Below are 12221 nucleotides of genomic sequence, written 5' to 3' on the forward strand. Positions count from 1 at the left end.
GATGACTGATAACATGCGGTGCCATCACGGCCACGCATGTCCCGCATCGAACTTCAGGAGACAGCACCCATGACCATCAACCGACGCGGCGCGCTCGGCGCCGCCCTCGCCACCACACTGGCTGCCAGCCTGCCCTTGCACGCTTTCGCGCAAGGGGCGGGCGGCACCTGGCCTTCCAAGCCCATCCGTCTCATCGTGCCGTACCCGCCGGGCGGCTCGTCGGACATCATTGCGCGCGCCATCGGCCAGCCGCTGTCCGAAGCGCTGGGCCAGCCCGTGGTCATCGAGAACCGCGCGGGCGCCAACGGCAACCTCGGCGCCGACCTGCTGGCCAAGGCGCCGGGCGACGGCCACACGCTCATGCTGTGCGACCTCGGCGCGCTGGCCATCAGCCCGTCGCTGTACCCCAAGCTGCCGTTCGACCCGTCGAAGGACCTGCGCGGCGTGACCATGCTGGCCTACTCGCCGCACCTGTTGGTGGTGCACCCGTCGGTGCAGGCCAGCACGCTGAAGGAACTGGTCGAGCTGTCGAAGAAGAGCGACCTCAACTTCGCCGTCACCGCCAGCGGCAGCACCGCGCACCTGGCCGGCGTCGAGCTGCAGCGCAAGAGCGGCGCCAAGTGGGAGTACGTGCCCTACAAGGGCGGCGTGCAGGCCGTGCTCGACACCGTGGCCGGCCAGACGCAGGTGCTCATGAACGGCATGCTGGCCACGTACCCGCATGTGCAGAGCGGCAAGCTCAAGCTCATCGCGGTGTCGAAGTCGACGCGCATGCCGCTGATCGGCAATGTGCCGACCATCGCGGAGCAGGGCGTTCCCGGCTACGAGTCGGGCACATGGCAGGGCGTGGTCGCGGCGCGCGGCACCCCTGACGCGGTGATCGCCCGGCTCAACAAGGAGCTGGTCCGCATCATCCGCACGCCCGACATCCGGGCGCGCCTTGCGGGGCAGGGCGCCGAGGTCGTGACCATGACCGCGCCCGAGCAGGACCAGTTCTTCGCCAAGGAGCGCGCGCGCTGGGCGCAGGTCATCCAGCAGGCCAACCTGAAGCTCGACTAGTCATGTTGGCCCCCCGGCTTTGCACTCGCTTCGCTCCGTGTCATTCGCCACCCCCCGAGGGGGAGGCGCGGCTCGCCTTGGGGCGGCCCGGCGGCGGCCGCCTTCCCGCGCCCTGAATTTTTTCCTTTTACTTTTTTATTGGAATCTCCGATGAACCCGCAAGAACTCAAGACCATCATGGGCTCCGGCCTGCTCTCGTTCCCGTTGACCGACTTCGACAGCAACGGCGACTTCCACAAGAAGGGCTACGTCGAGCGCCTCGAATGGCTGGCCCCTTATGGCGCGAGCGCGCTGTTCGCCGCGGGCGGCACGGGCGAGTTCTTCTCGCTGACGGGTGACGAGTACCCCGAAATCATCCAGACCGCCGTCGACACCTGCCGCGGCGTGGTGCCGATCATTGCCGGCGCCGGCGGCCCGACGCGCTTTGCCATTCAATGTGCGCAAGCCGCAGAGAAGGCCGGCGCGCACGGCATCCTGCTGCTGCCGCACTACCTCACCGAAGCCGGCCAGGAAGGCCTGGCCGCACACGTCGAGGCCGTGTGCAAGAGCGTGAAGTTCGGTGTGATCGTCTACAACCGCGCCTCGAGCCGCCTCAAGCCCGACACGCTGGCCCGCCTGGCCGAGCGCAACCCGAACCTCGTCGGCTTCAAGGACGGCGTGGGCGACATCGAAGCGATGGTCGCGATCTTCCAGAAGATGGGCGACCGCTTCGCCTACCTGGGCGGCCTGCCCACGGCCGAGGTCTATGCCGCGGCCTACAAGGCAATGGGCACGCCCGTGTACTCGTCGGCGGTCTTCAACTTCATTCCGAAGACGGCGATGGACTTCTATCACGCGGTCGCCAACGACGACATGGCCACGCAGCACCACCTGCTGAAGAACTTCTTCATGCCTTACCTGGAACTGCGCAACCGCGTGCCCGGCTACGCCGTGAGCATCGTGAAGGCGGGCGCCAAGCTCGTCGGCCACGACGCCGGCCCCGTGCGCGCGCCGCTGACCGACCTCAAGCCCGACGAGATGGACGCGCTGAAGGCGCTCATCGACACGCTCGGCCCGCAGTAAGCCGGCACTGATCGCAGTAGTCGACCGCACCACAGAACAACAGGAGACAACGACATGCTCATCAGAAAATTCTTCCTCGCCGCCGCAGCGACCGCCGTGTTCGCCGGCTGCGCCGCCAGCGGTGGCGGCAGCAACAGCGCATCGGCCGAACCGGCAGTGGCCGCGGCCGCCGAGCGGCTGCGCGTTGCCATGGTCGACCCGACACCGGCCGCCTTGCGCGCGCTGGTGGCCGACGACCTGAGCTACGGTCATTCGGGCGGCAAGGTCGACACGCAGGCCAGCTTCATCAGCGACCTGCTCGACCGCAAGTCGGACTTCGTGTCCATCGCGATCACCGACCAGACCATCAAGGTCGTCGACGGAAACACGGCCATCGTGCGCCACACGCTCACGGCCGACACCAACGACTCGGGCAAGCCCGGCAAGGTCGCGTTGAAGATCCTCGGCATCTGGCAGAAGCAGGGCGGCGAGTGGAAGCTGCTCGCGCGCCAGGCCGTTCGCCTCACGACCTGACGGAGGCGCGATCGATGAAGAGACAACACCTCCTGGCCGCGGGCCTCGCGCTCGCCGCCACCGCGCTGCTGCCGCTGCAGGCTTCGGCGCAGGCGGCCGACACATGGCCGCAGCAGAAGCCCGTGACGATCATCGTGCCGTTTCCCGCCGGCGGCTCCACCGACATGGTGGCGCGCGCATTGGCGCAGCAGCTGCAGGCCAAGCTCGGCGGCAGCTTCGTGGTCGACAACCGACCCGGCGCCACCGGCACCATCGGCACCGGCTTCGTGCGGCGCGCACTGCCCGACGGCTACACGCTGCTCGTGTCGTCGCTCGGTGCTTTCGTCGTCACGCCGCACCTGCAAAAGAGCGTGCCCTACGACGCCACCAAGGACTTCGACTACATCAGCGTGCCCGTGCAGGCGCCCAACGTGCTCGTGGCCAATGTCGCGCGGCCCGAACACACCGTGGCCGACGTGCTCGCGCTGTTGCGCAAGACGCCCGGCAAGGTCTCGTTCGCGAGCTCGGGCAACGGCTCGTCCGACCACCTGTCGGCCGAACTCTTCTGGCAGCAATCGAAGACCGAAGGCGTGCACGTGCCCTACAAGGGCGGCGCGCCGGCCGTGAACGATCTGCTGGGCAACCAGGTCGATTTCTCGTTCCAGAACGTGAACGCCGTGCTGCCGCACATCCGCGCCGGCAAGCTGCGCGCGATTGCCGTCACCGGCGACAAGCGCTCGCCCGTGCTGCCCGACGTGCCCACGCTCGCCGAAGCCGGCGTGAAGGGCGCGGAGGTCTATTCGTGGCAAGGCATGGCCGCGCCCAAGGGCCTGCCCGCCGCCACGAAGAAGAAGCTGAGCGACGCGGTCATCGCCGCCATGCAAGACCCCGAGACGAAGAAACGCATGCTCGACCAGGGCCTGGAAATCGTCGCGAGCACCCCAGAAGACTTCACCGCTTTCCAGTTGCGCGAATGGGCGCGATGGAAGACGCTCATCGACACCCGTCACATCACCGCAGACTAAATTGGCTCTCCCCCAGCCTTCGCGCACTTCGTGTCGCTACGCCAACCCCCTCGCCGGGGGCAACACCAGCGGCCCGGCAAAGCCGGTTCCGCGGTGTTCCACGAAGGGGACGGCACGGCCTTGGATTGATTCGAAATGACACTTTCAAATTCCACCCCTCCGGTGTCGGGCGCGCCCGTCGTCACCGCCATGCGCGTCGTGCCCGTTGCGGGCCACGACAGCATGCTGATGAACCTCAGCGGCGCACACGGCCCGTTCTTCACGCGCAACCTGCTGATCCTGACCGACAGCGCCGGCCACACCGGCGTGGGCGAAGTGCCGGGCGGCGAGAAGATCCGCCAGACGCTCGAAGACGCGCGCGACCTGATCGTGGGCCAGCCCATCGGCAACCACAACGCCGTGCTCAACCGCATGCGCAGCGCGTTTGCCGCGCGCGACAGCGGCGGGCGCGGCCTGCAGACCTTCGACCTTCGCGTGACCATCCACGCCGTGACCGCGGCCGAAGCCGCGCTGCTCGACCTGCTGGGCCAGCACCTGGGCGTGCCCGTGGCCGCGCTGCTCGGCGAAGGCCAGCAGCGCGATGCAGTGCAGATGCTCGGCTACCTTTTCTACGTGGGCGACCGCACGAAGACCGACCTGGCGTACGAGACCGACCCGAACGCCGACAACGACTGGTTCCGCCTGCGCCACGAAGAAGCCATGACGCCCGAGGCCATCGTGCGGCTGGCCGAGGCCACGCACGCGCGCTACGGCTTCACCGACTTCAAGCTCAAGGGCGGCGTGCTGCGCGGCGAAGAAGAGGTCGAGGCGATCCGCGCGCTGCACGAACGCTTTCCGCAGGCGCGCGTCACGCTCGACCCGAACGGCGGCTGGCTGCTGGCCGACGCCATCCGCCTGTGCCGCGACCTGCACGGCGTGATGGCCTATGCCGAAGACCCCTGCGGCGCCGAAGGCGTGTTCTCGGGCCGCGAGGTGATGGCTGAATTTCGCCGCGCCACCGGCCTGCCCACCGCCACCAACATGGTCGCCACCGACTGGCGCGAGATGGTGCACAGCCTCTCGCTGCAGTCGGTCGACATTCCGCTGGCCGACCCGCACTTCTGGACGATGCAGGGCTCGGTGCGCGTGGCGCAGCTGTGCCAGGCCTGGGGCCTGACCTGGGGCTCGCATTCGAACAACCACTTCGACGTGTCGCTCGCGATGTTCACGCACGTGGCCGCCGCCGCACCCGGCAAGGTCACGGCCATCGACACGCACTGGATCTGGCAGGACGGCCAGCGCCTCACGAAGGCGCCGCTGCAGATCGAAGGCGGCCTCGTGCAGGTGCCCACGCGCGGCGGCCTGGGCATCGAACTCGACATGGCCGAGGTCGAGAAGGCGCACCAGCTGTACCTGAAGCACGGCCTCGGCGCGCGCAACGACGCGCAGGCGATGCAGTTCCTCATCCCGAACTGGACTTTCGACAACAAGCGACCCTGCATGGTCCGCTGAACCCTCCGGCGCACGCTGCGCGCCGACCGTCCCGACCTTCAAGGAGACCGAATGAACAAGCACATGGATCGCCGTCGCCTGCTGCAAGCGGCTGCCGGCTCGGCACTCGGCGCGGTGGCCGCCGCCGCGGGCGCCCAGTCGTTTCCCTACAAGCCGCAGCAGCGGTATCCCGATCCGTCGGTGCTGATCCTTGACCCCAGCTTTGCGAAGTACCGCATCTACAGCAGCACGCTCGAGCAGGTCGGCACCGGCATGCGCTGGGCCGAAGGCCCGGTGTACCTGCCGCGCGAGGGCTACCTCGTGTGCAGCGACATCCCGAACAACCGGCTGATGCGCTACGAGGAAAAGACCGGCGAGTTCAAGGTCCACAAGGCGAACGCCGGCTATTGCAACGGCAACACGCGCGACCGCCAGGGCCGCCTCATCAGCTGCGAGCACTCGGTGACGCGGCGCGTGGTGCGCACCGAGCTTGACGGGCGTGTGACCGTGCTGGCCGATCGATATCAAGGTAAGCGGCTGAATGCACCGAACGACGTGGTCGTGAAGTCGGACGACACCGTGTGGTTCACCGACCCGCTCTTCGGCATTTCGGGCACGTGGGAAGGCGAGAAGGCCGCGCCCGAGCAGGCGACGACCAACGTGTACCGCCTCACGCCCGACGGCCAGCTGTCGGCGGTGATCACCGACCTCGTGAACCCGAACGGCCTGGCCTTTTCGCCGGACGAGAAAAAGCTCTACGTCGTCGAATGGAAGGGCACGCCGAACCGCAGCCTGTGGAGCTATGACGTGGCGGCCGACGGCAGCGTATCGAACAAGGTGAAGCTCATCGACGGCACGGGCGCTGCGGCGCTCGACGGCTTTCGCGTCGACCGCGACGGCAACCTCTGGATGGGCTGGGGCTGGAACGGCGCCGTCGCACCCGAACCCGTCGATGCCGGCAACGGCATGAAGGTCTATCAGCCGCAGGCCAAATCCGAAGACCTCGATGGCGTCAAGATCTTCAACGCGCAAGGCAAGCCCATCGGTTTCATCCGCCTGCCCGAACGCTGTGCCAACCTGACGTTCGGCGGCCCCAAGAACAACCGCCTCTACATGGCGGCCAGCCATTCGCTGTACGCCCTCTACGTGGAGTCCGAAGGCGCCACCTAGCCTTTAGACTTTTCCAACCTCCTCACCGCAACACGCACACAAGGACACCGACGATGACTGAATTCAACAACCTCATCAATGGCGAATGGCTGGCCGGCCAAAGCTACAGCCCCAACATCAACCCCAGCAACCTGGCCGACGTGCTGGGCCAGTACACGCAGGGCGACAAGGGCCACGTCGATGCGGCCGTGGCTGCTGCCACCGCCGCCTTCCCCGCATGGGCGACGGGCAGCATCCAGGCGCGCTCCGATGCACTCGACAAGATCGGCACCGAGATCCTGGCGCGCAAGGAAGAGCTTGGCACGCTGCTCGCGCGCGAAGAAGGCAAGACCAAGGCCGAAGGCATCGGCGAGGCCACGCGCGCAGGGCAGATCTTCAAGTTCTTCGCGGGCGAATGCCTGCGTTTGTCGGGCGAGCTGCTGCCGTCGGTGCGTCCGAACATCGGCGTCGAGATCACGCGCGAGCCGGTCGGCGTGGTCGGGCTCATCACGCCGTGGAACTTCCCCATCGCCATTCCCGCCTGGAAGATCGCGCCCGCGCTGGCCTTCGGCAACTGCGTGGTGCTCAAGCCCGCCGACCTCGTGCCGGGCTGCGCCTGGGCGCTGGCCGAGATCATCAGCCGCTCGGGCATTCCGGCCGGCGTGTTCAACCTCGTGATGGGTCGCGGCAGCGTGATCGGCGATGCGCTGGTCAACCACCCGGGCATCCATGCGATCAGCTTCACCGGCTCGGTGGGCGTGGGCCGCAACATCGCGGTGCAATGCGTCACCAACCACAAGAAGGTGCAGCTCGAAATGGGCGGCAAGAACCCGCAGGTGGTGCTCGACGATGCTGACCTCGCGCAGGCCGTGGAACTCAGCGTGCAGAGCGCGTTCTATTCGACCGGCCAGCGCTGCACGGCGTCGAGCCGCCTCATCGTGACCGAAGGCATCTACCCGAAGTTCATCGAGGCGATGAAGACGCGCATGGCCAAGATCAAGGTCGGCGACGCGCTCGCGCAGGGCACCGACGTGGGCCCGGTCTCGTCGAAGTCGCAGCTCGACCAGGACATGGAATACATCGCCATCGGCAAGGGCGAAGGCGCCACGCTGGCGGCCGGCGGCGAGCTGCTGAAGCTGGAGACCGATGGCTACTACATGTCGCCTGCGTTGTTCAGCGAGTCCGCAGCCCACATGCGCATCAACCGCGAGGAAGTGTTCGGCCCGGTGGCGAGCGTGATCCGCGTGAAGAACTACGAAGAAGCGCTGGCCACGGCCAACGACACCGAGTTCGGTCTGTCGGCCGGCATCGCCACGACTTCGCTGAAGTACGCGACGCACTTCAAGCGCCACAGCCAGGCGGGCATGGTGATGGTGAACCTGCCGACGGCCGGTGTCGATTACCACGTGCCGTTCGGCGGGCGCAAAGGCTCGAGCTACGGGCCGCGTGAGCAGGGCAAGTACGCGCAGGAGTTCTTCACTACGGTGAAGACGGCTTACACGCTGGCTTGACGCTTCTTGTCTCGTTGGAAGCCCCCGGTTGGGGGCTTTTTTGCGTCTGCCGTGTTCAGGGCGCGAGCACAGGCCACCGGGTACTTCCCTCCGCGAATGTCCCCCGCTTCGCTCCTCCTTGATTTCGCTGCGGGAAGCACCCAGTGTCCTGCGCCCGCCGAGCGCGGTCGTTGTGCTGGCTGATCAACAACGGCTCTGAACACGCTCACGTCGATGCGGTGCCTTGCGCAGCGAAATCAAGGAGGAGGCCGCAGGCCGGGGGACATTCGCGGAGCAAGGTACCGCGTCGGCGGGAGCGTCGCCCTGAACAGCTCAGGCGAGCGGCGCCCTGCGACTGCGCCGCATCAAAAATTCGATCAACTCGAAGATGCCTTCACTGATCAGCGCCATGGCCGCCGCCGGCAGTGCGCCGGCCATCAACAACTCGCGGTCGTTGAGCGCCAGCCCCGTCACGATGCGTTCACCGAAACCACCTGCACCGATGAAGGCCGCGATGGTCGCTGTACCGATGGCGATGGCCGTGGCGGTTCGCACACCCGCCAACAACGTGGGCAATGCCAGAGGCAACAGCACCAGCTGAAGGCTTTGCGGCGGCGTCATGCCCAGCGCGGTGCCGGCCAGTCGCAGGCCGTGGGGCACTTCGGTCAGCCCGGTCACGGTGTTGCGCATGATCGGCAGCAGCGAGTACAGCGTGAGCGCGATGAGCGCGGGCAGGGCGCCGATGGCGCCGAGCAGCGAGATCAGCACCGCGAGCAGCGCGAGCGACGGCACGGTCTGCATCACGCTCGCAAAGCCGAGCACCACGGCGCGCAGCCGCAGGTGCGGAAACACGAGGATCGCGAGCGGCACGCCGATGAGGATGGCGACGCCGACCGACACCGCCACCAGCAGCAGATGCTGGCGCGCGAGCGGCCAGAGGTCGGGCCCGAAGAGTTTGGCCGTGAAGCCGCGCGCGGCGCTCGGCGGCGTCTTGCCGTCCTTGGTGGCGCCGGCGAGGAAGTCGCGCGCGATGGTGTCGAAGCGCACGCCCTGCAGTTCGGCGCGCGCGTTCATCGCGATCATGGCGTGCTCGTCGATGGTGCCTTCGAGCGTCTGCAACGCAGCCCAGGCCTTCGGCAGCCGCGTCGGCAGGTCGAGGCGGTAGAGCACCACGGCGTCGTAGCGCGGGAAGTACTTCTTGTCGTCTTCCAGCACGCGCAGGCCCAGGTGGTCGATCTTGGCGTCGGTGGTGTAGATGTCGATGGCGTCGATCTGCCTGGCGGTCAGCGCGTCGTAGGCCAGGCCGTGGTCGAGCCCGGTCGGTGTCTGCGTGAAGCCGTAGCTTGCCGCCAGGCCTTTCCATCCGTCGGCGCGGCCGATGAATTCGTTCGACAGCCCGACGCGCAGCTCGGGGTGCCTGGCCAGGTCGCTCAGCGTGCGCAGCCCGAGCTTGTCGGCATCGGCGGCGCGCACAGCCAGTGCGTAGCCGTCGTTGAAGCCCAGTGGAGTCGCCACGCCGAGGCCGAGCGGTGCGAGCGCGGCGTTCATCGCTTCGCGCGTGCCGGCGGGCGAACCCTTGAGAATTTCGAGCGCGATGGTGCCGGTGTATTCGGCGTAGAGGTCGATGGCGCCGGAGCGCAGCGCTTCGTAGACGATGGCCGTGTTGCCCAGGCCCTGGCGTATGACGGGCGGCGACGCGGTGTGCGGCGCGGCGGTCTGCGCCAGCACCTCGGCCAGGATGTACGACTCGGTGAAGCGCTTGGAGCCGACGCGCAAGGTCTCGTCGGCGGCCTGCGCCGAGGGCGCGGTAGCCAGCCAGAGCATCGCGGGAAGCCACAGGGCGGCGCGCCAGAAGCTGCGAAGCAGGTGCATCCGGGTCAGTGTATCGGCATCGCCGCGCAAGCCGTACCCGTCCGTCTCCTACACGCCGTGGTGCGCGGGGCCGATGCGCCGCGGGCGTGCAACAGCCCATAGTGACCGTCATGAAAAAAACCAAGCACGCGCTCCCCGGTCCCGACATCCACGGCCTGCGCGAGTTGCCCGGCCTGCGTGTGGACGGCTACAGCCTGCAGCTGCGCGACAAGGACGGCTTTGTCGGCGACCAGGCCAGCCAGACGGCGTTTCGCGAACTGCTCGAGCGCTGGCGCAAGCGCCGCCGCAAGGCGGGCCGCGACCCGCTGGGCAAGACCCATTCGCGCGACCTCAGCAAGAAGGACCTCGACCGCGCGCTGCAGCAAAAAAAGGCCACGCCCGCCGCCGATGTGATGCAGGGTGCCATCGAGGAGTTCGCGGAAGAGCTGGCCTTCGTGATCCAGCGCTTCATGCGCCAGCCTTCGTGGCGCAAGGTGCAGCGCATCGTGGTCGGCGGCGGTTTTCCCGAGAGCGACGTGGGCGAGCGCGCGATCCTGGAGGCGGGCGCGATGCTCGAAGACCTGGGCGTGCACGTGCAGCTGGGCCGGCTGTCGCACAATGTCGACGACGGCGGGCTGATCGGCTGGGCGCACCTGACGCCGCGGGCGCTGTTGAAGGGGCACGACGCCATTCTTGCGGTGGACATCGGCGGCACCAACGTGCGCTGCGGCATCGTGAAGACGCGCCATCGCAAGGCAGCCGATTTCTCGCGCGCCAAGGTGGTTCGGCGCGAGAAGTGGCGCCACGCCGACGACGGGCCGAACCGCAGCCACATGGTCGAGCGCATCGCCGACATGCTCGAGGACATGGTGATCTACGCCGAGCGCCGCAAGATCCGGCTCGCGCCCTTCATCGGCATCGGCTGCCCGGGCTTGATTCGCTCCGACGGCTCGATCGCGCGGGGTGCGCAGAACCTGCCGGGCGACTGGGAGAGCCGCGCCTTCCACCTGCCGGCCGCGCTGTGGCAGCGCCTGCCGATCATCGGCTCGGGCCCGACGCTGGTGCTCATGCACAACGACGCGGTGGTGCAGGGCCTGAGCGAGCTGCCCTTCATGCGCGACGTGCGGCACTGGGGCGTGCTGACCATCGGCACCGGGCTGGGCAACGCGAGCTTCACGAACCGGCGCTGAGCCGATGCGCGCGATGCGCCGTCGTCTCCAGGCACCTACAGCTGGAACGCGACCGTCAGCAGCAGCCCTTCGGCCACGTCGCGCAGCAGCCCCGGGCGCCGCGCGCGGTAGGGCTCGCCGGCCGAGGCGGTGGTCTCGATCCACTCGGCGAACCATTCGATGTCGCTGCGGCCGTAGAACACCACGGCCGCTTCGTGGTTCAGCAGCAGGCTGCGCAGGTCGAGGTTGATCGAGCCGCACATCGCGAGTTCGTCGTCGACCACCACGGCCTTGGCGTGCGCCATGAAGGGCAGCATGCGAAAGCTCACGCCCGCGCGTGCGAGGTCGCGCATGGCGCGTGCGCGCACGAAGTCGGCGAGGCGGTGGTTCGATTGCGCGGGCATCGCGATGGTCACCTGCACGCCGCGCCGCGCGGCGAGGCGCAGCGCGTCGCGCAGGCCGTCGCCGGGCACGAAGTAGGGCGTGATGGCGAGCAGGCGGTGCTCGGCGCGAAAGCAGGCGTCGATGAGCAGCGCGTGCGCCGTGTCTTCGGTCTGGTCGGGGCCGCTCGGCAGGAACTGCGCCATCGCGCAGCCGGGGCCCGCAGGCACGTCGTCGGCGGTGATGGCGCGCGCCTTGCGCCCGCGCACCGAGCTCCAGTCGTGGTCGAACTGGCGCGCGGCGGCGGCGGCCACGCTGCCGCGCAGGTCGAACGACAGGTCGTGCCAGGCTTCGGGGTGCGTGTCGTTGCCGGTGAAGTATTCGCCCGCGAGGTTGCGCCCGCCCGACCACAGCCAGCAGTCGTCGGCAATGGTGAGCTTGCGGTGGTTGCGCAGGTTGCGCGGCCCGATGCGGCGCAGGCTGAAGAAGGGACGGAACACCGCCACCTCGCCGCCCGCCGCGCGCAGCCGGTCGAAGTGATGGCGCGGCAGCGAGAGCGCGCCGAAGCCGTCTAGCAGCACGCGCACCTTGAGGCCGTCGCGTGCGCGCTGCGCGAGCCGCGCCAGCACGGCGTGGCCCAGCGCGTCGTCGCCAATGATGAAGGTGCACACGTCGATGCGCTCGCGCGCGCCGTCGATCACCTCGAACAGCGCTTCGCGCGCGGCCTCGCCGTCGGCGTGCATGCGGATCGCGCAGCGACCGGGCGGCGCCAGGCCGAAGCTCTCGATGAGGTCGGCCGCCCAGTGACCCGGCGGCAGCGAACGCGGCGGCCGCGGCGCACCCGCCGGGCGCAGCTTGCGCTGGCCGAACAGCAGGTACATCGGAAGGATCACATACGGCATCAGCACCAGCCCCATGACCCATGCGATGGCGGTGGTGGGGGCGCGCTGCTCGCGGCGCGTGCGCGTGGTCAGCACATAGACCAGCAACGCGAAAGTGACGGCAAGAAAATGCTGCGAAGGGGAGGGCAGCCAGTCGAAGGCGGTGTCCGGCATGGGGCGGGTGATGCCTCG

The 12221-nt window shown here is 68.3% G+C and carries 10 protein-coding genes; 8 read left to right on the forward strand and 2 right to left on the reverse strand.

Going from position 1 to position 12221, the window contains the following annotated elements:
- Nucleotides 1–69 precede the first annotated feature (69 nt).
- From RZE79_RS10345 to RZE79_RS10375, 7 genes are all read left to right on the forward strand, one after another.
- Nucleotides 70–1059, forward strand: coding sequence for a tripartite tricarboxylate transporter substrate binding protein (locus RZE79_RS10345; RefSeq protein WP_319360348.1), 990 nt, complete (start codon nt 70–72; stop codon nt 1057–1059).
- A 150-nt stretch (nt 1060–1209) separates the two neighbouring features.
- Nucleotides 1210–2121: a 5-dehydro-4-deoxyglucarate dehydratase gene (gene kdgD, locus RZE79_RS10350; RefSeq protein ID WP_319360349.1), complete on the forward strand. Its 912-nt coding sequence runs from the start codon at nt 1210–1212 to the stop codon at nt 2119–2121.
- A 54-nt stretch (nt 2122–2175) separates the two neighbouring features.
- Nucleotides 2176–2634, forward strand: coding sequence for a nuclear transport factor 2 family protein (locus tag RZE79_RS10355; protein WP_319360350.1), 459 nt, complete (start codon nt 2176–2178; stop codon nt 2632–2634).
- A gap of 14 nt (nt 2635–2648) precedes the next feature.
- Nucleotides 2649–3638, forward strand: a complete 990-nt coding sequence (locus tag RZE79_RS10360; protein WP_319360351.1) for a tripartite tricarboxylate transporter substrate binding protein — start codon at nt 2649–2651, stop codon at nt 3636–3638.
- A 135-nt stretch (nt 3639–3773) separates the two neighbouring features.
- A complete protein-coding gene (gene gudD / locus RZE79_RS10365) occupies nt 3774–5129 on the forward strand; it encodes a glucarate dehydratase (protein WP_319360352.1) in 1356 nt (451 codons plus the stop codon).
- Nucleotides 5130–5180: 51 nt separating this feature from the next.
- Complete coding sequence (locus RZE79_RS10370; RefSeq protein ID WP_319360353.1) at nt 5181–6278, forward strand: SMP-30/gluconolactonase/LRE family protein; 1098 nt, start codon at nt 5181–5183, stop codon at nt 6276–6278.
- A 53-nt stretch (nt 6279–6331) separates the two neighbouring features.
- Nucleotides 6332–7768 carry an aldehyde dehydrogenase family protein gene (locus tag RZE79_RS10375; protein ID WP_319360354.1) on the forward strand — a complete coding sequence of 479 codons (1437 nt, stop codon included), beginning with the start codon at nt 6332–6334 and terminating at the stop codon, nt 7766–7768.
- Nucleotides 7769–8080: 312 nt separating this feature from the next.
- Here the strand turns inward: RZE79_RS10375 and RZE79_RS10380 are convergent, their stop codons facing one another.
- On the reverse strand, nt 8081–9619 hold the full coding sequence (locus tag RZE79_RS10380) for a glycine betaine ABC transporter substrate-binding protein (RefSeq protein ID WP_319360355.1): 1539 nt from the start codon (nt 9617–9619) through the stop codon (nt 8081–8083).
- 110 nt (nt 9620–9729) lie between these two features.
- Between RZE79_RS10380 and RZE79_RS10385 the strand changes: the two genes are divergently transcribed.
- The gene (locus RZE79_RS10385) at nt 9730–10788 is read left to right on the forward strand and encodes an ROK family protein (RefSeq protein WP_319360356.1); all 1059 of its coding nucleotides are present in this window, start codon (nt 9730–9732) and stop codon (nt 10786–10788) included.
- Between the two features lie 35 nt (nt 10789–10823).
- Here the strand turns inward: RZE79_RS10385 and RZE79_RS10390 are convergent, their stop codons facing one another.
- The gene (locus RZE79_RS10390; protein WP_319360357.1) at nt 10824–12203 is read right to left on the reverse strand and encodes a phospholipase D-like domain-containing protein; all 1380 of its coding nucleotides are present in this window, start codon (nt 12201–12203) and stop codon (nt 10824–10826) included.
- Nucleotides 12204–12221 lie beyond the last annotated feature (18 nt).

This window comes from Variovorax sp. EBFNA2, assembly GCF_033802765.1.
In the GTDB taxonomy this organism is placed as follows: Bacteria; Pseudomonadota; Gammaproteobacteria; order Burkholderiales; family Burkholderiaceae_C; genus Variovorax; species Variovorax paradoxus_H.